Origin of the sequence: Rhodococcus sp. 1R11 (assembly GCF_004563845.1) — a bacterium.
GTDB lineage: Bacteria > Actinomycetota > Actinomycetes > Mycobacteriales > Mycobacteriaceae > Rhodococcoides.
Genome location: NZ_SPNG01000007.1, coordinates 130,050 through 150,015, shown reverse-complemented (window position 1 = coordinate 150,015; position 19,966 = coordinate 130,050). Strand labels below are relative to the sequence as shown.

At 66.6% G+C, this 19,966-nt stretch carries 20 protein-coding genes; 1 reads left to right on the top strand and 19 read right to left on the bottom strand.

Translation table 11 applies throughout. From position 1 onward, the window contains the following. Positions 1-31: 31 nt before the first annotated feature. The 10 genes from whiA to rpe form a co-directional block, all read right to left on the bottom strand. Positions 32-1,015, bottom strand: coding sequence for a DNA-binding protein WhiA (gene whiA / locus E4P29_RS14470; protein ID WP_135045674.1), 984 nt, complete (start codon positions 1,013-1,015; stop codon positions 32-34). Continuing rightward, the gene (yvcK, locus tag E4P29_RS14465; RefSeq protein ID WP_135045672.1) at positions 1,006-2,034 is read right to left on the bottom strand and encodes a uridine diphosphate-N-acetylglucosamine-binding protein YvcK; all 1,029 of its coding nucleotides are present in this window, start codon (positions 2,032-2,034) and stop codon (positions 1,006-1,008) included. Before yvcK ends, whiA begins: the two co-directional genes overlap by 10 nt. Then, positions 2,031-2,897, bottom strand: a complete 867-nt coding sequence (rapZ, locus tag E4P29_RS14460) for an RNase adapter RapZ (protein WP_135045901.1) — start codon at positions 2,895-2,897, stop codon at positions 2,031-2,033. The genes yvcK and rapZ overlap by 4 nt, the downstream gene beginning before the upstream one ends. 86 nt (positions 2,898-2,983) lie before the next feature. Next, positions 2,984-5,077 (bottom strand): excinuclease ABC subunit UvrC, encoded by a 2,094-nt coding sequence (gene uvrC / locus E4P29_RS14455; RefSeq protein ID WP_135045670.1) that lies wholly within the window; start codon positions 5,075-5,077, stop codon positions 2,984-2,986. Between the two features lie 80 nt (positions 5,078-5,157). Continuing rightward, positions 5,158-5,631, bottom strand: coding sequence for a PH domain-containing protein (locus E4P29_RS14450; RefSeq protein WP_135045668.1), 474 nt, complete (start codon positions 5,629-5,631; stop codon positions 5,158-5,160). Beyond that, positions 5,628-6,125 carry a 6,7-dimethyl-8-ribityllumazine synthase gene (gene ribH, locus E4P29_RS14445; RefSeq protein WP_135045667.1) on the bottom strand — a complete coding sequence of 166 codons (498 nt, stop codon included), beginning with the start codon at positions 6,123-6,125 and terminating at the stop codon, positions 5,628-5,630. The genes E4P29_RS14450 and ribH overlap by 4 nt, the downstream gene beginning before the upstream one ends. After that, positions 6,122-7,444: a bifunctional 3,4-dihydroxy-2-butanone-4-phosphate synthase/GTP cyclohydrolase II gene (locus tag E4P29_RS14440; RefSeq protein WP_245154329.1), complete on the bottom strand. Its 1,323-nt coding sequence runs from the start codon at positions 7,442-7,444 to the stop codon at positions 6,122-6,124. Before E4P29_RS14440 ends, ribH begins: the two co-directional genes overlap by 4 nt. A gap of 87 nt (positions 7,445-7,531) precedes the next feature. Beyond that, positions 7,532-8,143: a riboflavin synthase gene (locus tag E4P29_RS14435; protein ID WP_135045663.1), complete on the bottom strand. Its 612-nt coding sequence runs from the start codon at positions 8,141-8,143 to the stop codon at positions 7,532-7,534. Then, on the bottom strand, positions 8,144-9,136 hold the full coding sequence (gene ribD, locus E4P29_RS14430; RefSeq protein WP_135045899.1) for a bifunctional diaminohydroxyphosphoribosylaminopyrimidine deaminase/5-amino-6-(5-phosphoribosylamino)uracil reductase RibD: 993 nt from the start codon (positions 9,134-9,136) through the stop codon (positions 8,144-8,146). Between the two features lie 38 nt (positions 9,137-9,174). Continuing rightward, positions 9,175-9,849 (bottom strand): ribulose-phosphate 3-epimerase, encoded by a 675-nt coding sequence (gene rpe, locus E4P29_RS14425; RefSeq protein WP_135045661.1) that lies wholly within the window; start codon positions 9,847-9,849, stop codon positions 9,175-9,177. 36 nt (positions 9,850-9,885) lie between these two features. Between rpe and E4P29_RS14420 the strand changes: the two genes are divergently transcribed. Then, positions 9,886-10,275 (top strand): MmcQ/YjbR family DNA-binding protein, encoded by a 390-nt coding sequence (locus tag E4P29_RS14420; protein ID WP_135045659.1) that lies wholly within the window; start codon positions 9,886-9,888, stop codon positions 10,273-10,275. Here E4P29_RS14420 and E4P29_RS14415 read toward each other — a convergent pair whose 3' ends face one another. From E4P29_RS14415 to mihF, 9 genes are all read right to left on the bottom strand, one after another. Further along, positions 10,276-11,745: a transcription antitermination factor NusB gene (locus E4P29_RS14415; protein WP_135045657.1), complete on the bottom strand. Its 1,470-nt coding sequence runs from the start codon at positions 11,743-11,745 to the stop codon at positions 10,276-10,278. Beyond that, positions 11,742-12,665, bottom strand: coding sequence for a methionyl-tRNA formyltransferase (gene fmt / locus E4P29_RS14410; RefSeq protein ID WP_032388416.1), 924 nt, complete (start codon positions 12,663-12,665; stop codon positions 11,742-11,744). The genes E4P29_RS14415 and fmt overlap by 4 nt, the downstream gene beginning before the upstream one ends. 87 nt (positions 12,666-12,752) lie before the next feature. Further along, the gene (locus E4P29_RS14405) at positions 12,753-13,451 is read right to left on the bottom strand and encodes a PadR family transcriptional regulator (RefSeq protein ID WP_135045897.1); all 699 of its coding nucleotides are present in this window, start codon (positions 13,449-13,451) and stop codon (positions 12,753-12,755) included. A 237-nt stretch (positions 13,452-13,688) separates the two neighbouring features. After that, positions 13,689-15,656: a primosomal protein N' gene (locus E4P29_RS14400; RefSeq protein ID WP_209205413.1), complete on the bottom strand. Its 1,968-nt coding sequence runs from the start codon at positions 15,654-15,656 to the stop codon at positions 13,689-13,691. Between the two features lie 156 nt (positions 15,657-15,812). Then, positions 15,813-17,027, bottom strand: a complete 1,215-nt coding sequence (gene metK, locus E4P29_RS14395; protein WP_032365746.1) for a methionine adenosyltransferase — start codon at positions 17,025-17,027, stop codon at positions 15,813-15,815. 180 nt (positions 17,028-17,207) lie between these two features. Then, entirely contained in the window at positions 17,208-18,461 is a 1,254-nt protein-coding gene (gene coaBC / locus E4P29_RS14390; RefSeq protein WP_135045655.1) for a bifunctional phosphopantothenoylcysteine decarboxylase/phosphopantothenate--cysteine ligase CoaBC, read from the bottom strand. A gap of 23 nt (positions 18,462-18,484) precedes the next feature. Continuing rightward, complete coding sequence (gene rpoZ, locus E4P29_RS14385) at positions 18,485-18,790, bottom strand: DNA-directed RNA polymerase subunit omega (RefSeq protein WP_008716576.1); 306 nt, start codon at positions 18,788-18,790, stop codon at positions 18,485-18,487. Between the two features lie 72 nt (positions 18,791-18,862). Continuing rightward, on the bottom strand, positions 18,863-19,474 hold the full coding sequence (gmk, locus tag E4P29_RS14380) for a guanylate kinase (protein ID WP_167735484.1): 612 nt from the start codon (positions 19,472-19,474) through the stop codon (positions 18,863-18,865). A 5-nt stretch (positions 19,475-19,479) separates the two neighbouring features. Further along, positions 19,480-19,800 (bottom strand): integration host factor, actinobacterial type, encoded by a 321-nt coding sequence (mihF, locus tag E4P29_RS14375; protein ID WP_027496987.1) that lies wholly within the window; start codon positions 19,798-19,800, stop codon positions 19,480-19,482. Positions 19,801-19,966 lie beyond the last annotated feature (166 nt).

The following is a 19,966-nucleotide window of genomic DNA, read 5'->3' as shown; positions in this document are numbered from 1 at the left end:
CGGAGCGCGCGCATCACTCGATCGAGGCGCTCTACGCCTCGTCGAGCAGCTCCGCGGTGACCGCCGACTCGGTGTCGGGTATGCCGGTCTCCTTCGCTTTCCGATCTGCCATGGACAGCAGGCGCCGGATCCGACCGGCCACCGCATCCTTGGTCATCGGCGGGTCGGCAAGCTGGCCGAGTTCCTCCAGTGACGCCTGACGGTGCTGGACCCTGAGGGAACCCGCTGCAGCAAGATGATCGGGTACGTCCTCGCCGAGAATGTGCAGGGCCCGCTCGACGCGTGCGGCGGCAGCAACTGCGGCCCGAGCGGACCGGCGCAGGTTGGCGTCGTCGAAGTTCGCCAGACGGTTGGCAGTGGCCCGAACCTCGCGGCGCATCCGGCGTTCCTCCCACACCAACCGGGTGTCCTGTGCGCCCATGCGCGTGAGCAACGCTCCGATGGCTTCGCCGTCTCGTACGACGACTCGGTCGGTGCCGCGCACCTCACGTGCCTTGGCTGCCACTCCGAGGCGCCGAGCGGCACCGACGAGGGCGAGCGCCGCCTCCGGTCCTGGGCAGCTGATCTCGAGTGCAGACGATCGTCCCGGTTCGGTGAGCGAGCCATGGGCGAGAAACGCGCCGCGCCACGCGGCCTCGGAGTCGCCGACCGTGCCGCCCACGACCTGAGCGGGCAGGCCCCGCACGGGGCGGCCGCGGAGGTCCAGCAGCCCGGTCTGGCGAGCCAGAGCCTCTCCGTCCTTGGCCACGCGCACCACGTACCGCGACGTCTTGCGCAGGCCGCCGGCGCTGAGCATGTGGACGTCGGAGGAGTAGCCGTACAGCTCGAAGATCTCGCGTCGCAGCCGCCGTGCGATGGACCCGAGATCCACCTCGGCCTCCACCACCACTCGACCCGCGACGATGTGCAGCCCGCCGGCGAAGCGCAGCAGGGCGGACACCTCGGCCTTGCGGCAGCTGACCTGACTGACGGTGAGCCTGCTCAGCTCGTCCTTGACCTCCGCTGTCATGGCCACGAAGTGATCCCCTCTCTGCGCGCCGCTGTCGTTGCCGAGCCGTCGGTGGACGACACGATGGCTCCGAGAGCAGCAGCCAGCTTTCCGTAATGATGTGCGTGAGTGCCGGTTTCGGCAACGTCGACGTAGACGACCCCAGCGCCGAGCCGGGCAGCGGCGCGCGCTACGTGCTCGCGGTTGCTGCCCTCCGGGACCGAGGCGGAATCGACCAACACGTGGTCGATTCCCAAATCAGGTGCGTGTTGGGAGAGTACGTGGACATGGCGCTCGGCAGAGAATCCGGTGGTCTCCCCCAGCTCCGGTGCCAGGTTGAGGACGAGCACCTTGGGCGCGCTCGTGCGCGCCAGCGCAGCGAGCTGATCCGGCACCAGCACGTGGGGAATGACACTCGAGAACCACGATCCGGGACCGAGCACGATCAGATCCGCTGCGGCGATGGCGGCCAGCGCCTCCGCCGTGGCCGGCGGGTCCGGTGGCAACAGCCGCACGCGCCGGACCTTGCCGGGCGTCGTGGCGACGGCTACCTGACCGCGAATGACGCGACTCACGCGTGGGTCGTCCTCGAGGCCGGACACATCGGCTTCGATATCGAGCGCGATCGGTGACATCGGCAGCACTCGTCCGTCGATACCGAGCATGTGCACCATCTCGTCGAGGGCAGCTATCGGGTCGCCGAGTACTTCGGTGAGCCCGGCGAGAACCAGATTCCCCACCGAGTGGCCGGCCAAGGCACCGGTGCCCCCGAATCGGTGCTGAATGACGTCGGTCCACAGCTGGGTCCTGGCGTCCGAGCGGGCCAGGGCAGCCAGTGCCATCCGCAGATCTCCGGGTGGGATGACGCCGAGTTCTGCACGCAGACGACCCGAGGACCCGCCGTCGTCGGCGACCGTCACCACTGCAGTGACATCGCTGCTGAGCAGTCGCGCTGCCGACAGCGTCGCGTACAAGCCGTGGCCGCCGCCCAGCGCGACGATCTTGGGATTCGAACCCGAGTCCGGACGGTGCGCAGTATCGCTCATTCGCGGCCCAGATCACGGTGCAATACGCGGACCGATACGTCCCCCTGCTCGGCGAGAATGCCGGCCAGGGCCTCCGTCATCGCGACGCTTCGGTGTTTTCCTCCGGTGCAGCCCACGGCCACCGTCATGTATCGCTTGCCTTCCCGCACGTATCCCTCGATGGTCAGATTCAACAGGTGCGTGTACGTCTGCAGGTAGTCGTGTGCCCCGTTCTGTTCCAGGACGTAGTCGCGTACGTCCGCGTCCTGGCCGGTGTGTTCGCGCAGTTCGGGCACCCAGTGCGGATTGGGCAGAAAACGCACGTCGCAGACCAGGTCGGCATCCATCGGAAGCCCGTACTTGAAGCCGAAGGATTGGACCGTCACGCCGACGCCGACAGTGTCGGCGTCCCCGAAGACCGTTTCGATCTTGCGCCGAAGCTGGTGCACCGACAACGAGGTCGTGTCGACGGTGAGGTCAGCAGCCGCCTTGACCTGCGCGAGCCGTAGACGCTCGGCGGTGATCCCTTCGGTCAAGGTTCCGTCCTGGCCGTCGTTCTGCAACGGGTGACTGCGCCGATTCGATTCGAATCGCTGGACCAGCACGGCGTCGGACGCATCCAGGAACAGCACGCGATTGCGCACACCCTTGGAGTCGAGTTCTTTGACAACCCAGCCCAGGTCGCCGGTGAACAGGCGGCTGCGCACGTCCATCACCAGTGCGAGGCGCTCGATACGGGGCTGCGATTCGAGCCCGAGATCGACCATCTTGGAAATGAGCTCGGGCGGCAGGTTGTCGGCCACGTACCAACCCAGATCTTCGAGAATCTTGGCGGCCGTGCGCAACCCGGCGCCGGACACGCCCGTGACCAATGCCACTTCGATGCCGTCGTGCGGCGAGTCGGCCCGCTCGTCGGGGTTTCCGGGGTGCGGCTCGGACGGAGGGTGTGCCTGTGTCTGTTGTTCGCTCACTACGAAGCCTGTCCCGCCGATTCCACACGCGGTTCGATCGCATGGTCGGCCGTGTTCTCGCCCGGTGTCGTTGCCGTTGCGCTGCCATCATCGCCTACATCGGCCCCGCTCGGGTCGGAACCCAATGCGGCCAGCACCGACTTGGCGGTGGTGGTGCCGATTCCGGGGACCTCGACGATTTCTTCGACCGTTGCCTTCTTGAGATTGGCCACCGATCCGAAGTGCGCCACCAGGGCGGTTCTCCTCGACTCGCCGAGCCCGCGCACCGAGTCGAGGGCCGACGCAGTCATACGGCGCGATCGCTTGCTCCGATGGAAGGTGATTGCAAATCGGTGCGCCTCGTCGCGCACTCGCTGCAGGAGGTACAGAGATTCGCTCGTACGCGGCAGGATAACCGGATCCTCCTCCCCCGGTACCCACACTTCTTCCAGTCGTTTGGCGAGCCCGACGACGGCGACGTCGGTGACACCGAGTTCGTCCAGCACTGCTGCGGCAGCTGCGACCTGCGGTGCACCGCCGTCGACGACGAACAGGTTGGGCGGATAAGCGAACCTGCGTGGCCTCCCGGTTTGGGGATCGAGCGCGGCTTCGGGAGCCAGATCGCCACCGCTCCCGACAGCGTTGGCTCCGTCTGCGGAATGACGGAGGAAACGACGCCGGGTCACTTCGGCGATGCTGGCGACGTCGTCGGAGTGCCCGTCGCCTGCCGCTTCCTTGATCGCGTAGTGGCGGTAGTCGCTCTTGCGAGGCAATCCGTCCTCGAACACGACCAGTGACGCGACCACATCGGTGCCCTGTACGTGCGAGATATCGATGCATTCGATTCTCAGCGGTGCCGAATCGAGATCGAGCGCCTCCTGAATACCTTGCAGCGCAGCAGATCTCGACGTGAAATCACCTGCACGCTTCAGCTTGTGCTGCTGCAGAGCCTCTTTGGCGTTGCGTTCGACGGTCTCGGCCAATGCCTTCTTGTCGCCGCGCTGCGGAACCCGCAACGTGACATTGGATCCACGCAACTCGCTGAGCCACACCTGCACTTCGTCGGCGTTGTCCGGTAACACCGGCACCAGTACCTCACGCGGAACCGCGTTGGACCCGCCGTCGTCGCCGCCCGGGGTCTGCGCGGACAACGCAGCCTGTTCGCCGTAGAACTGGGTGAGGAACTGCTCGACGAGGGCGGGGAGGTCTGCCTCGTCCTGCCGCTCGATCACCTCGCCGGCTTTCTCGACCACCCACCCGCGTTGTCCCCTTACGCGGCCACCGCGGACGTGGAAGACCTGAACGGCGGCCTCGAGGGCATCGGTGGCGAACGCGACCAGATCTGCGTCCGTACCGTCACCGAGCACCACGGCCTGCTTCTCCAACGCCCGACGCAGCGCGCCCACGTCGTCACGTAAGCGTGCTGCGGTCTCGAAGTCGAGATCCTCCGAGGCCGCCTGCATCTTCTTCTCGAGTTGCCGCACGAGTTTGTCGGTCTTGCCGGCAAGGAAGTCGCAGAAGTCCTCGACGGTATTGCGGTGTTCCTCGGCACTGACGCGGCCCACACACGGCGCCGAGCACTTGTCGATGTACCCGAGCAGGCAGGGTCTACCGATCTGGTTGTGCCGCTTGAACACTCCGGTCGAGCACGTTCGGGCCGGGAACACCCGCAGTAACAGGTCCAGGGTCTCGCGGATGGCCCAGGCATGAGCGTAGGGACCGAAGTAGCGCACACCCTTACGGCGGGGTCCGCGGTAGACGAACAGCCGCGGGAACTCCTCGTTCATCGTCACCGCGAGCATCGGATAGCTCTTGTCGTCGCGATAGCGGACGTTGAACCGTGGATCGAATTCCTTGATCCAGTTGTACTCGAGTTGCAGTGCCTCGACTTCGGTGGTGACCACCGTCCACTCCACGGACGCCGCGGTGGTGACCATCTGCCGGGTCCTCGGATGCAGCGAGGCCACGTCGGCGAAGTAGGAATTGAGGCGGCTGCGCAGGCTCTTGGCTTTGCCTACGTAGACGACGCGACCGTGTGGATCGCGGAATTTGTACACGCCCGGTTCCACCGGGATGGTTCCGGTGGCCGGACGATAGGTAGCGGGGTCGGACACGCCTTCCACGTTAGCGGTCGGGTCCGACGTTCTCCGCATCTCCAGCTCAGCAGCGGTGCACGACAGCGTGCGGCAGAGAGTCAGTCCTGATCGACGCGAGCGGGCGCGTACTCGCGCTCGAGCGCACGGAACTTTCGAACGGCCGCGACAGCGTGCTCACGATCGTTGGACTGGATGGCCATCACATTGATGAACTCGTCGTCGGGGATGTCGACCCTGGCCCACATCGCCCCATCGGGAAACGACAGTCCGCGAACGAGATCCCACTCGATCATCCGCTCCGAGAACACGTTTCGAACCGCCACACCTGCCGGGCCGACGCGAATGCGCGGGCGGGTGAGCAGCAGGGCCAGGCCCGCCAGCAGCAGTCCGATTCCAGCCATCGCCAGCTGATCGGCGGTCCTGAAGTACACCCCGGTAGGCGACACCCGAAGAAGCACCGCGACGGTCGAGTGAGCGACGACGAGCAACACCGCGGCGGCGATCGCGAACCGGGCCGACTTACGGGACTTCACTTCCATGTCCCATTCGGACGTGTCTTCCTCGCGCGTCATTGAAAGTCCTGGTTCGTCCACGGTTGCCGGAGATGCTTGAGGGTCAAGGCCGTGTCGATGGCGGCCGCGGTGGCCTGCCCGCCCTTGTCCTCGAACGAGTCGGGCAGACCGGCGCGATCGAGCGCCTGCTGCTCGTCGTTGGTGGTGAGCACCCCGTTGGTGACCGGAGTGCCCTCGTCGAGCGACACCCGTGTCAGGCCCGCTGTGACGGCATCGCAGACGTACTCGAAATGCGGTGTGCCGCCGCGGATGACCACGCCGAGGGCGACGACGGCATCGTGGGTGCGAGCCAAGGCCTGGGCGACGACGGGTAGTTCGATGGCCCCGGCGACGCGAATGATCGTGACGTCGCGTACCCCGGCGGACTCAGCTTTGCGGAGCGCACCGGCGAGCAGCGCCTCGGAGACCGTCCGATGCCACTGACCGGCGACGACCGCCAATTTGAGATCACTCGCGCCGACGAGCTGGAGGGTGGGTTCGCCGTCGCCGCTCATGGGTTGACCCCGTTCTCGCGGGCAGGAGTGGAGCCTGCGGAATGACCGTTGTCACCAGGAGTGGAGCCTGCGGGGTCATTTTGCTCGAAATCGTCCAGGCCGACCAGGTCGTGGCCCATGCGGTCGCGTTTGGTGCGCAGGTAGGTGAGGTTTTCGGCGTTGGCGCGCAACGGCATCGGCACCCGCTCGGTGACGTGCAGGCCGTAGCCGTCGAGCCCGACTCGTTTGGCCGGATTGTTGGTGAGTAGGCGCATGGACGAGACCCCGAGGTCGACGAGGATCTGGGCACCGATTCCGTAGTCGCGGGAGTCCGCGGGCAGACCGAGTTGCAGGTTGGCGTCGACGGTGTCCGAGCCTGCGTCCTGGAGTTGGTAGGCCTGGAGTTTGTGCAGCAGGCCGATTCCGCGTCCTTCGTGTCCTCGCATGTACAGCACGATTCCCCTGTCCTCGGCGGCCACCATTTCGAGAGCGGCGTCGAGCTGAGGGCCGCAGTCGCAGCGCAGCGATCCGAAGACGTCGCCGGTGAGGCATTCGGAGTGCACCCGGACCAGCACGTCGCTGCCGTCGGCGTCGGGGCCGGAGATGTCGCCGCGCACCAGCGCGACGTGTTCGACCTCGTCGTAGATGCTCTGGTAGCCGACGGCACGGAAGGTGCCGTGGCTGGTGGGGATGCGCGCGTCGGCGACGCGGACGACGTGCTTCTCGTGCTTACGACGCCACGCGATCAGATCGGCGATCGAGATCAGTGCGAGGTCGTGTTCGTCAGCGAACACCCGCAGCTCGTCGGTCTGCGCCATCGCTCCCTCGTCCTTCTGGCTGACGATCTCGCAGATGACTCCGGCGGGGCGGAGGTCGGCCATGCGGGCAAGGTCCACGGCCGCTTCGGTGTGGCCGGGGCGGCGCAGTACGCCGCCTTCCTTGGCGCGCAACGGGACGACATGGCCGGGGCGGGTGAAGTCGTTCGCACCGGTGTCGGGGTCGGCGAGCAGGCGCATCGTGGCTGCTCGGTCGGAGGCGGAGATACCGGTTCCGATACCTTCTCGCGCGTCGACGGTGACGGTGTACGCCGTTCCGTGCTTGTCCTGGTTGGTGGCGAACATCGGCGGCAGGCCGAGTCGGTCGCAATCCTCACCGGACAACGGGACACAGAGGTAGCCCGAGGTGTAGCGGACCATGAAGGCAACCAGTTCCGGGGTGGCCTTCTCAGCGGCGAAGATGAGGTCGCCTTCGTTCTCGCGGTCCTCGTCGTCGACGACCACCACTGCTTTGCCCGCAGCGATGTCCGCAACTGCGCGCTCGATACTGTCGAACCTGGTCACGAAAGTGCGCTCCATAGGTCTCGGGCCTGGCTCAGCGCCCTGGAAATGTCTCCGATGCACCGTTACCTGCGTGCACTTCAACAGTACTTACTGTGCGTCGATCGCCTGCAGCCGCTCCACGTACTTGGCGATGACGTCGACTTCGAGGTTGACCGGTGAACCCACCTCGGCCGTGCCGAGTGTGGTCAGGTCGAGGGTCGTGGGGATCAGCGAGATCTCGAACCAGTGCACGCCGTCGTCGACTCCCAGCCCGGACACGGTGAGCGAGACACCGTCGACCGTGATGGATCCCTTCTCGACGACGTAGCGCGCAACCGACGTGGGCATGGTGATCCGTACGACGGTCCAGTTCTCGGACGGTGAGCGGCCGGCGACGGTTCCGGTTCCGTCGACGTGGCCTTGAACGAGGTGTCCACCGAGCCGGCTGCCGAGCGCCGCGGCCCGTTCGAGGTTGACGCGGCTGCCGACATCCAGAGCGCCGAGGCTCGATCGGTTCAACGTCTCCTGCATGACGTCGGCGGTGAATCCGCCGTCGGGAAGTACTTCGACGACGGTCAGACACACGCCGTTGACTGCGATGGAATCCCCGTGGCCGGCATCGGAGGTCACCACCGGGCCCCGGACTGTGAAGCGAGCGGCGTCGGGCAGTTCGTCCTTGGCCACGATCTCGCCCAGCTCTTCGACGATTCCGGTGAACATCTACTTTGCTCCTTCGGGCACGACACTCAGAAGAACGTCGTTGCCGATCATGGTGACTGTCTCCGTGCAGAACCGAATCGCGTCGGTCATTGTTCCGATTCCCGCATTCTCCACCGCAGCCGGGCCGGCGCCCAACACCGCAGGTGCGACGTAGGCGACGATGCGGTCCACGAGACCGGCGGACAAGAACGCACCGGCCAGAGTCGGGCCACCTTCTATCTGGATGTCGGTGTACTCGCCCAGTGCGTCGATCACCGCGGCCGGGTCGTGTGTGTCCAGAAACACCGTCGGTGCCTCTGGACCGCGTATCGCGGCGGTCGCCGGTACGGTCCTCGATCCGACGACGACTCGAACCGGCTGATGCGATGCCAGGGTGCCGTCGGGACGACGGGCGGTCAGCCGTGGGTCGTCGGCCAGCACGGTGCCGGTTCCGACGACGATGGCGTCGAGCTTGGCCCGCTCGACGTGGACGTGTGCCCGTGCCTGCGGACCCGTGATCCACTGGCTCGTCCCGTCGGCGGCGGCGCTGCGCCCATCGAGGGTTGCGGCGTACTTCCAGGTCACGTGCGGCCGTCCGGTGCGTTGTTTGTGCAGCCAGGCTCGCAGTGGCCCCTGCTGTACCTCGCGCGCCCCCACACCCTGTTCGACGCGAATCCCGGCGTTCCGCAGTGCGTCTGCCCCGCCGGACGCGAGCGGGTTCGGATCCGCCACCGCGAACACGACCGACGCGACCCCGGCAGCGACGAGGGCCTGCGAGCACGGTCCGGTGCGGCCCGTGTGGTTGCAGGGCTCGAGTGTCACTACCGCGGTGCCGCAGCGTGCACGGTCGCCGGCTTCGGTGAGTGCGACGATCTCGGCGTGCGGGCCGCCGGGTGGACGGGTGGAGCCGGTGCCCACCACGACGCCGCGGGCGTCGAGGATCACGGCACCGACCGCGGGGTTGGGGCTGCTGATACCCCGAGCTGCCTCGGATGCCTCGACCGCGAGGGCCATCGCCTCGACGACCGACACGGCCGGGCCCGGGGCGTCGGTCACGACAGGTGGTGGGATGCGCGGGCGGCCCGGCCGCGGAGATCACGCACTGCGGCGGCGGGATCGGCAGTGTTGTACACGGCCGAACCCGCGACGAAGCAATCGATGCCGGCTTCGGCTGCCTGCTCGATGGTGTCGGCGTTGATGCCGCCGTCGATCTCGACCACCAATCGTAGATCTCCGGAATCGACAAGTGCCCGAACAGCTTTGGCCTTGGACAGAACTTCGGGCATGAACGACTGCCCGCCGAAACCGGGCTCCACACTCATCACCAGCAGAGTGTCGAAATCGCGCAGAATCTCGAGGTACGGCTCGATGGGGGTACCCGGCTTGACCGACAGGCCGGCTTTCGCACCGGCGGCCCTGATGTCGCGCGCCACGGCGGTGGGGTCATCCGTCGCCTCGGCGTGGAACGTGACGTTGTACGCCCCGGCCTCGGCATACGGCGGAGCCCAGCGCGCCGGATCCTCGATCATCAGGTGGCAATCGAGGGGAATGCTCGTTGCTTTCAGCAGACTCTCCACCACCGGAAGCCCGAGGGTGAGGTTGGGGACGAAGTGTGCGTCCATGACGTCGACGTGGAGCCAATCGGCCCCCGCGACGGCATCTGCTTCGGCGGCAAGGCGCGCGAAATCGGCGGACAGAATCGAGGGAGCGATCATCGGGGAAACCACGACTGGTGAGCCTAGTCGAGCCGGTATCGTGCCGACATGGCCACCATGGACTCCGCGAGCGCCATCCTCGCCGAACTGCCCGACATCACCGAAAGCGTTCGGTACGGGCATTCCGCCTGGGGCGTCGGTAAGAACGTGTTCGCGTGGGTGCGGCCGTTCAGCAAGGCGGACCTGAAGCGATTCGGTGACGACACCCCGCCCAGTGGACCGATCCTGGCCGTCAGGACCGCCGACCTCCACGAGAAGGAAGCCATCCTTGCAGCTCATCCGCGTTCGTGCTTCACGATCCCGCACTTCGACGGGTTCTCCGCCGTCCTGATCGACGTCGACAACGCCGAGGACGACGAACTGCGCGAACTCCTCGTCGACGGGTGGCTGGTGTACGCACCCGCAGACGTGGCCGAGGCGTTTCTGGCCGGAGGGTGATCAGACCGGCTTGCGCAGCGCCGCCATGAACATCGCGTCCGTGCCGTGCCGATGCGGCCACAGTTGCACCGACGTGCCGTCGCCCAGTTGCGGTACGCCCGGCACGAGTGCGCGGGTATCGAGTTGTTCGACACCGTAACGGCGAACCGCGTCGGCGACGACGGCCGTCGTTTCGGACAGATGCGGCGAGCATGTCGAGTACAGCACCACCCCGCCGGGCCGGACCAGGTCGATCGCTGCCGCCAGCAGTTCCTTCTGCAGGGTGACCAATGCCGCCACGTCGGACGGTTGGCGACGCCACCGCGCTTCGGGGCGACGACGCAACGCGCCGAGACCGGTGCACGGCGCGTCGACGAGTACGCGGTCGTAACCCGCGTCGAGGCCGGAGTCGCGGCCGTCGACGGTGTGGACCGTCACCGGTAGGTCCTTGGTGGTCTTGGACACGAGGTCGGCGCGGTGCGGCGTCGGTTCGACAGCATCGACCCGTGCGCCGTCGATCTCCGCCAGGGCACCGAGCAGGGCGGCCTTGCCGCCCGGACCGGCGCACAGGTCCAACCATCGGCCGCCGTCGTCGCCGAGCAACGGTGCCAACGTAAGCGCGCGCCCGACGAGCTGGCTGCCCTCGTCCTGAACTCCGGCCAGACCGTCGCGGACGGCATCGAGCTTGCCGGGGTCGCCGCCGTCGAGGTGCACCGCGTACGGCGAGTACGGGCCTTCCTCTCCCCCGGTGATCAGCGCCAATTCTTCGGCGGAAATCTCTCCCGGTCGCGCGACGAGGTGGACCGAGGGACGCGCGTCGTCTGCCTCGAGCACCGCGGCGAGTTCGCCGGCATCTGCTCCGAGCGCATCGGCGAAGGCCTGCGCAATCCACTTGGGATGGGCGTATTCGAATGCCAGGTGACCGACCGGATCCGCCGTCGTCGCCGGTGCCAGCTCGTCCACCCATTGCGCTGCGGTTCGCTCGGACACCCGCCGCAGCACGGCGTTGACGAAACCTGCCTTTCCGGAACCGAATTCGGAGCGGGCGAGGTCTACCGACGTAGCGACGGCTGCGTGCGGGGCAACCCGGGTGCGCAGCAGCTGATAGGCCCCGAGCCTGAGGATGTCGAGCAGTGGTCCGTCGATCTCTGCGGCAGGCCGCCCGGCCGCGTGCGCGATCACGGCGTCGAGCACACCCCGAGCGCGAGATGCGCCGTAGGCGAGTTCGGTGGCCAGCGCGGCATCGCGCGAATCCAACTTGCGCTCGCGGAGCAACCCGGGCAGCACCAGGTTCGCGTACGCATCGCGCTCCCGAACTGCTTTGAGCACGTCTCTGGCCGCACGCCGCGCCGGATCGATCGCGTCGACCGCACGGGGTCCGGTGCCCTGCGGCGGCCGGTTCCCCTTGGGTCCACGTGCCCCCGGTGACTTCTTGACGTACTTGCGGGGCTGGCTCGACTCGCGCTTTCGAGGCCTGTCGGGCTCTGTCATCGTGCCACCGCCGTATCGTCCAGCCGAGCGCCGCGCGCCCAGTCGAGTGCCCTCATGACCTTCTTGCCCTGAGGTTGAATATCACCGAGAACGACTGCGCCGGTTCCGGTTCCGATGTGTACACCGGTCTTGCGTACGTCGATTGCTCCCGGCTCCAACGTGTCCGGCGACAGTTGAACAGGAGCGATCTTGACGCGGAGATCACCGATGGTCGTCCACGCTCCCGGGGCCGGGGTGACGGATCTGATGTGTCGGTCGACGAATGCCGCGGATCGCGTCCAGTCGATGCGCGCGGCATCGACTGTCACTTTGCTTGCGTAGGACACACCGTCCTCGGATTGCGGTAGCGCTGCCGCCGTTCCGTCCTCGATCGCGTCCAACGTCGCGGCGAGCAAGTGGGCTCCACTCGCCGCCAGACGCCCGAGCAGATCACCGGTGGTGTCGGAATCCCGAATCCGTTCGGTGGTGACGCCGAGTACCGGACCGGTGTCCATCCCGACGTCGAGAAGGAACGTCGATGCTCCCGTGACGTCGTCGCCTGCAGCGATCGCGGCCTGTACCGGTGCCGCGCCACGCCACGCGGGCAACAGTGAGAAGTGCAGATTGATCCAGCCGTATCGAGGTATGTCGAGTACCTGTTGCGGCAACAACGCGCCGTACGCAACGACCGGGCACACGTCGGGGGCGAGGTCGGTCAGTGCTGCCACGAACTCCGGGTCCGACGGCCTCGCGGGAGTGAGCACCGGAATGCCGTGCTCGTCCGCCAACACTCCGACAGGAGAGCGCACCGTCTTGCGTCCACGGCCGGCTGCGGCGTCGGGCCGGGTGACCACGGCGATCACCTCGTGCCGTTCGGACTCCAACAGTCGCGCGAGTGACGGGACCGCGGGTTCCGGTGTTCCGGCGAAGACGACGCGCACTGAAGGCAACTCCCTGGGATGGTCGAAACGATGTCGGTTGTCCATCCTAGGGAGTCACGGCTACGTGCGACGATTCCGCACCGACGATCACGTCGCGTCAGTGCTGTCGGAACTGTCGGGAGCATCCTCGGCCAGGATGCGGTACAGCGATCGGCGTGCCTCGATGAGCACCTCGGCTGCCTGGTCGACCTGACGCACGGTTCCGACTCCGGCCACCTGACCGGCCGCTCCCATCAATTGTCCGATCAGTGCCCGAAGATCACGCGCATCGATGCCGACGGAATCGGCTACGTCGTCCCAAGGACTGCCGAGATCTGCTCGGTGGTCGTCGACATGACGCTTGCCCTCGGCCGTCAGTGCTGCCGTCTTGCGGCCGGCGACCTTGTCGATCAGCACCAAGCCCTCGTCCTCGAGCTGCGACAGGGCCGGGTAGATGGATCCCGGACTCGGCTTCCAGGTGCCGTTGCTCTTCTCGGCGATCTGCTGGATGAGTTCGTAACCGTGCATCGGCCGGTCCTCGAGCAGCAGGAGGATCGCAGCGCGTACATCGCCGCGTCGGCCCCGACCACCTCGACCCCGACCACGACCGAAGTCGGCATTCGGCCCGAAACCACCGGCCCCGACACCACCGGGCCACATACCGCCACGCCCCCGCCCGACAGGACCTCCCCCACGTCTGCCGTGTTCTCCGTGACCTCTCCTTCCCCGACCCCTCTCGTGTCGTTCTCCGCCTTCCGGTCCTCCGTCTTCTGCGGGGCCGTGCTCATCGTCCTGCGCAACCCACATCTGGAACGGCGCGCCACGTCGGCGCGGGTCTCCGTGCCGATTACCTGCGAAAGGGCCCATCCGGGGACCTCCGCGGCGTCCGAATTCGTGTGCAAAGCCTTCGAATGCGTAGTTCATCTCGTTCTCCTTCGTATCGATTGAACAAGTCGACGATATATCGGCAATAGCACTTTGACAAGTCCTGAGGTTGCCTCCGTATCTCGCCGTCGGAAACTTCGTCAGGACAGAGAAACCTAATCACCCGATCCGAATGGGATCGATCTGAATCCGTACGCCCGCGCCGAGCTTCTTGGCGCTTCGGGACGCCTGCGCAGTCGACAGCGCTCGCGCCAGCGCTGCTCCGGTGCTTCGCGGGACCCGGATCAGGAGCCGCTGCACGTCTCCGGACAACCCGTCCTCGCCGCTACCCGCCGGTGCGCGTTGACCGTCCGGAAGATCGACGGGACCCAGTACCTCGACCGTCTCGGGTAGATCTGCACTGTCGACCAACGCTGTGATCGCGTCGGTGGTCCCGTCGATCGCCGCCACGTGAACGGCCGGTGGAAACCGAACCTCGACTCGTTCGTCCAGCTGACTGCGGGCGTGCCACAGCGGATCCCAGCGCACCAGGGCCTGGACGGTGGGGATCTCGGACTCGGCCACCACGACCACACGTCCCCCAGCCGACCCGGGCCGAACCATCGACGCAGCCGTCATCCAGCGGCGCAGTGTCTCTTCTGCCGCACGCAGATCCGCCCGGCCCAGCAGCGCCCAACCGTCGAGCAGCAGCGCAGCCCCGTATCCGCCGTCCACGGTCGGCTCGGCACCGACGGTCGACACCACGAGCGAGCCACCGGGGCGCACGGTATCGAGGACGGTGGCCCCACCGGAATTGTGTATCGGCACGCCAGGGAAGGCACGGCCGAGCTCCTCGGCCGTGCGTCCAGCTCCGATCACCACTGCGCGCAGGTTGCGAGACCCGCAGACCGTGCAGCGGTGTGCGGCATCGGCGATTCCGCACCAGGAACACGTCGGGCTGCCCGCCCCGTCGCTGCCCGGAGCCGAGGGCAGGGCGAGCGGACCGTTGCAGCGTCGACACCGAGCCGGATGGCGGCATTTCGCACACGCGAGCGACGGGACATAGCCGGCGCGTGGAACCTGAACCAGCACAGGGGTATCCGCTTTCAGCGCCGCACGTGCGGCCTCGAAAGCGATCGCCGGTAGCCGCGCGACCCGGGCTGCCGGATCCCGAGCGAGGGCGTGATCCGAATCGGCCAGCGCGACCACATGAGGTTGTCGTTCACGCACCAGCTCACGTGGGGCCACCAGGTCGTGGGCCCAGCCGGAATCGACCAGGGCCTCGGCCTCGGCCGTCCGGGAGTGCCCGCCGACGACGACTGCGGTTCCCGACACGTGCGAGCGGAGCAACGCCACCTCACGTGCATGCGGATACGGTGAGCGCGGTTCGGCGAAACTGTCGTCGCCGTCGTCCCAGATCGCGATCAAGCCGAGATTCGACACGGGCGCGAACACCGCACTGCGGGTCCCCACCACGACCACAGGGCCCGACCTCAGACAGCGCAACCACTGCCGGTAGCGCTTGGCCGGTCCCAACCCGGCCGACAACGCCACCACGCGGTCGGTCCCGACTGCCGCGGCGCATGCGCCCTCCAGACGATCGAGATCCCGTTGATCGGGCACCACGACCACTGCGGACCGTCCGCTCCCCACGGTGACGGCAGCCAATTCGGCCAATCGAGCGGGCCACACCTCGCCGGGTAGGGCCTGCCACACGGCACGCGGAACACGGTGCTCGCCAAGGGCATCGAGGAAATTGGAGCCATGGGTATATGCCGCCCAGCCCGTGCGATCGACGACCGGCTCTGCTGCCTCGTCGATGACCGGAGGGGACTCTGCCTCGACCCGTGCGTGGCGAGCCGGGACAGCCAGACGCAGCACATCCGCTCGCGTTCCTGCGTAGCGATCGGCCACCGCCGACACCAACTCGGCGATCTCGGGAGTCAGGACGCGCTCGGCGGACACGACCCGGTCGAGCCAGCCGAGACGACCGGGATGGTCGGTCTCGGCCAACCTGGCCAGCACGAACCCGTCGACGAGCCGGCCGGCAAAGCGCACCCGCACCCGCACACCGGGCTGGGCATCGTCGCTGGCGTCCTGGGGAACGAGGTAATCGAACTCGCGGTCGAGGTGCGGCAGCGGAAGCATCGGAAGAATGCGCGCGATCGGCAGATCGGTTGCCGCTACCGGCGTCACTCCAGCCACCGCACCTCCTTCTCGATCGTCACCCCACACTCGCCGTGGGAGCACCGAGCCGGTGCGAACAGGGTACGTGCGGCAGCGTCGCTCCCGGAGTGGAGGGACCTACAGGCCTGCCGCATCCCGGAGCTTGTCAGCGCGATCGGTGGATTCCCACGGAAGATCGATGTCGGTACGTCCGAAGTGACCGTACGCGGCCGTCTGCGCGTAGATCGGGCGCAGCAGGTCGAGGTCGCGGATGATGGCACCGGGACGGAGGTCGAAGACCTCGCTGATCGCCGCCTGAATACGCGCGGGATCGGTCTTCTCGGTGCCGAACGTCTCGACGAACAGACCGACCGGTGCTGCCTTGCCGATCGCATAGGCCACCTGTACCTCGATGCGGTCGGCCAGACCGGCTGCGACCGCATTCTTGGCAACCCACCTCATCGCGTATGCGGCGCTACGGTCGACCTTCGACGGGTCCTTGCCCGAGAATGCTCCGCCGCCGTGCCGAGCCATGCCGCCGTACGTGTCGACGATGATCTTTCGGCCGGTCAGACCGGCGTCTCCCATCGGACCACCGAGCACGAACTTTCCGGTGGGATTGACCAGCAACCGGACGTTCGAGGTGTCGAGAGTCGGTACGTCCAGCTCTGCGAGTACCGAGCCCAGGACCTTCTCGCGAATGTCGGGAGTGAGCAGGTTGTCGAGGTCGATGTCTGCCGCATGCTGCGTCGAGATCACGACGGTATCGAGACGAACGGCGTCGTCCCCGTCGTACTCGATGGTGACCTGAGTCTTGCCGTCCGGACGCAGATACGGCAGCACGCCGCTCTTGCGAACCTCGGTCAGTCTCCGAGAAAGCCTGTGTGCCAACGCAATCGGCAGCGGCATGAACTCGGGTGTATCGGTGTTGGCGTAGCCGAACATCAATCCTTGGTCGCCGGCACCCTGACGGTCGATCTCGTCGTCGGACAATCCCTCGACGCGGGCCTCGTGCGAATGGTCGACGCCCTGCGCGATCTCGGGTGACTGTGCGCCGATGGCGACGTTCACACCACAGGAGTTTCCGTCGAACCCCTTGGCGGACGAGTCGTACCCGATCTCGAGCACCTTCTCGCGCACGATCTTCGGGATGTCCGCGTAGGCGGTGGTGTTCACCTCACCTGCGACGTGGACCTGGCCCGTGGTGACGAGCGTCTCCACCGCCACTCGGGCTCGCGGATCCTCGGTGAGAAGAGCGTCGAGGATGGAATCGCTGATGGCGTCACAGATCTTGTCTGGATGACCTTCTGTAACGGACTCGCTGGTGAAAAGCCGACTACCGGACTTGCTCACGGACTTCCTCTCGACGCATGTTCTTGCCCGACCCGACGGCTGATGCCGGCCGAGCACTCCACGAAAATTGATGTTCCCTCGGTGTTATCGCCCCTGTGGGAGCCACGCAAACCTTTACGGCGCTGTCGCCCTGGTACCCAGAACGCTAGCTGCTACGACATCGATCGTGCACCCTCGACATCAGCGGGTCTCCGAAGTCGGCCGCGTATCACGGGAACGAAGCATCTGGGCGACCGAATCCAACACCCTGCTGGCGAGGAGGGCTTTCGAGCCCTCCCCCAGCGCGGCCTCGGAGCCGTCGGATCCCAACAACCAGCCGTCGTTGTGGTCGACCTCGAAGGCCTTGCCGTCGCCCACCGCATTGACGACGAGCAGATCGCAACCTTTGCGTTCGAGCTTGGCTCGCGCGTAGGTGAGCACGTCACCGTCTGCGTCGCCCGTCTCGGCGGCGAATCCGACGATCACCGTCGACGATCGGACGTCTCCGCTGTGCCGAGCCGACACGAGACCGGCGAGGATGTCGTCGTTGCGGACCAGAGGAATCGACGACGGTTCGTTCGAGCCCTTCTTGATCTTGCTGCTCGCGATGGACTCGGGTCTGAAGTCGGCGACCGCAGCCGCCATCACGACTGCGTCGACGTCGGTCGCATGCGAGCGCACGGCGTCCTGCATGTCCGCCGCGGTCTTCACGTGGACCACATCGACCGCCGCGGGCGCCTCGAGGTCGCTGGTGTACCCGGCGATCAAGGTCACGTGGGCACCGCGCTGGGCAGCGACTCGAGCCAACGCGTACCCCTGCTTGCCGGAGCTCCGATTCCCCAAGAAACGAACGGGATCGAGGGGTTCCCGGGTGCCACCGGCCGAGATCAATACTCGCCGTCCCTCAAGATCGCGTGGCATCGCGTCCGCACGTTCGGTCAGCAGCATGGCGAGAGCGAATATCTCCTCGGGCTCGGGTAGTCGGCCCGAACCGGTGTCGCGTCCGGTCAACCGGCCGGACGCAGGCTCGATCACCTGGGTACCGCGCGATCGGAGCGTGGTGACGTTCGCGACGGTGGCCGGGTGTTCCCACATCTCCGTGTGCATGGCCGGGGCCAGTACGACCGGGCACCGAGCGGTCAACAACGTTGCGGTGAGCAGGTCGTCCGCTCGACCACCCGCGATTCGAGCCATCAGGTCCGCGGTGGCCGGCGCGACGACGACGAGATCCGCCTCCTGCCCCAACCGGACGTGCGGAACCTCGGGCACATCGGCGAACACACCGGTGTGCACCGGTTGGCCGGACAGTGCCTCGAATGTTGCGCGGCCGACGAATTCGAGCGCCGACGCAGTCGGAATCACTCGAACCTGATGGCCGTTCTCGGTGAATTTTCGGATCAGTGCACAACTCTTGTAGGCGGCGATACCGCCGCCTACTCCGACGACCACATGCACGTCAGGTGTCCCCTGTCGGGTTCTTATTCGCCTTCGGTGTGCTCGAGGAGGTCGGCGTGGATCTCGCGAAGCGCGATGGACAGCGGCTTTTCCTGCAGACCGGGCTCGACCAGCGGTCCCACGTATTCGAGGATGCCGTCACCGAGCTGGTTGTAGTAGTCGTTGATCTGGCGTGCGCGCTTGGCTGCGTAGATGACGAGCGCGTACTTGGACGAGGTGCGCGCAAGCAATTCGTCGATGGGTGGATTGGTGATGCCGAGCGGCGTGTCGTAGGCCGGCAGAGCGCTGCGTCCGTCGAAGTCGGAAACGGCCGCTGAAGTGCTGCTCACTGATGATCTCCTGAAATTGCATCGTTGGTGCTACGAACTAGCTGGTCGGGGCCTCATGCGCCGTGAAAATGGTCAGCTGTTGCCGACCGACGACCTACCGACCAACAAGGATACCAACTGTTCGCACGAATGGTCGACATCGGTATTGACAACGACCGTGTCGAACTCGTCCTGCGCCGCCAATTCCACCCTCGCCGTTTCCAATCGGCGCTCGGTGGCGGCGCTCTCCTCCGTCGCTCGACCGACCAGACGAGAGACCAGGTCTTCCCACGTGGGCGGTGCCATGAACACCAGCAGAGCTTCCGGCTTGGACACCCGAACGGCGCGGGCACCGGCCAGATCGAGCTCGAGCAGCACCGGGCTGCCGGCCTCCAAGGCCGCGTCCACTGCGGCGGCAGGTGTTCCCGATCGCTGCAGGCCGCCGTGGATACTCGCCCACTCCAACAGCTCACCGTCGGCGATCATCCGGTCGAATTCCTCGGACGACACGAAGTGGTAGTCCTGACCGTCCACCTCGCCCGGCCGCGGCGATCGCGTCGTGACCGATACGCTGAAAACCAGCTCCGGCAGAGCGGCGCGCACGAGCCGAACGACACTGGACTTGCCGACGCCGGAGGGGCCGGACAGCACCACCAACCGGCCCCGCTTCTTCTCCGGCACGGACGTCGCCGCAGTGTCAGTCACCGTCGTCAGGCCTCGAAATCGAACTTCGTCAACAGCGCTTTGCGCTGTCGATCCCCGAGTCCGCGTAGTCGACGAGTGGGCGCGATCTCCAACTCCGTCATCAACTCCGCGGCCTTGACCTTGCCCACCTTCGGCAACGCCTCGAGCAATGCGGATACCTTCATCTTGCCGAGAATCTCGTCCGTCTCGGCGTCCTTCAGAACCTGCTTGAGGTCGGTGCCGCCGCGCTTGAGGCGTTCCTTGAGCTCGGCGCGAGCCTTGCGGGCGATTGCTGCCTTCTCGAGGGCAGCAGCGCGCTGCTCGGGGGTCAACTGGGGAAGGGCCACTGTCGGTTCCTCCGTCTTCTCGTTCGGGGCGAGCGACCGGTCCGATCAGGATCGGTACGCCGCTCATCGGTAGGTGCCTGCCGAGGACCATCCGTGCAGGGGGTTCCCGGTCGATTCGCATTGTCGTCGGCAGCGTTAGCGACCGTACCGACGACGGGCGCTCACC

What these genes read in the sequence shown, in the direction of transcription:
- yvcK (WP_135045672.1), bottom strand. Translation starts at nt 2,034, where the DNA reads ATGAGCGATACTGCGCACCGTCCGGACTCGGGTTCGAATCCCAAGATC.
- E4P29_RS14450 (WP_135045668.1), bottom strand. Translation starts at nt 5,631, where the DNA reads ATGACGCGCGAGGAAGACACGTCCGAATGGGACATGGAAGTGAAGTCC.
- ribH (WP_135045667.1), bottom strand. Translation starts at nt 6,125, where the DNA reads ATGAGCGGCGACGGCGAACCCACCCTCCAGCTCGTCGGCGCGAGTGAT.
- E4P29_RS14435 (WP_135045663.1), bottom strand. Translation starts at nt 8,143, where the DNA reads ATGTTCACCGGAATCGTCGAAGAGCTGGGCGAGATCGTGGCCAAGGAC.
- ribD (WP_135045899.1), bottom strand. Translation starts at nt 9,136, where the DNA reads ATGGCCCTCGCGGTCGAGGCATCCGAGGCAGCTCGGGGTATCAGCAGC.
- E4P29_RS14420 (WP_135045659.1), top strand. Translation starts at nt 9,886, where the DNA reads ATGGCCACCATGGACTCCGCGAGCGCCATCCTCGCCGAACTGCCCGAC.
- E4P29_RS14415 (WP_135045657.1), bottom strand. Translation starts at nt 11,745, where the DNA reads ATGACAGAGCCCGACAGGCCTCGAAAGCGCGAGTCGAGCCAGCCCCGC.
- E4P29_RS14405 (WP_135045897.1), bottom strand. Translation starts at nt 13,451, where the DNA reads ATGTGGGTTGCGCAGGACGATGAGCACGGCCCCGCAGAAGACGGAGGA.
- E4P29_RS14400 (WP_209205413.1), bottom strand. Translation starts at nt 15,656, where the DNA reads ATGCTTCCGCTGCCGCACCTCGACCGCGAGTTCGATTACCTCGTTCCC.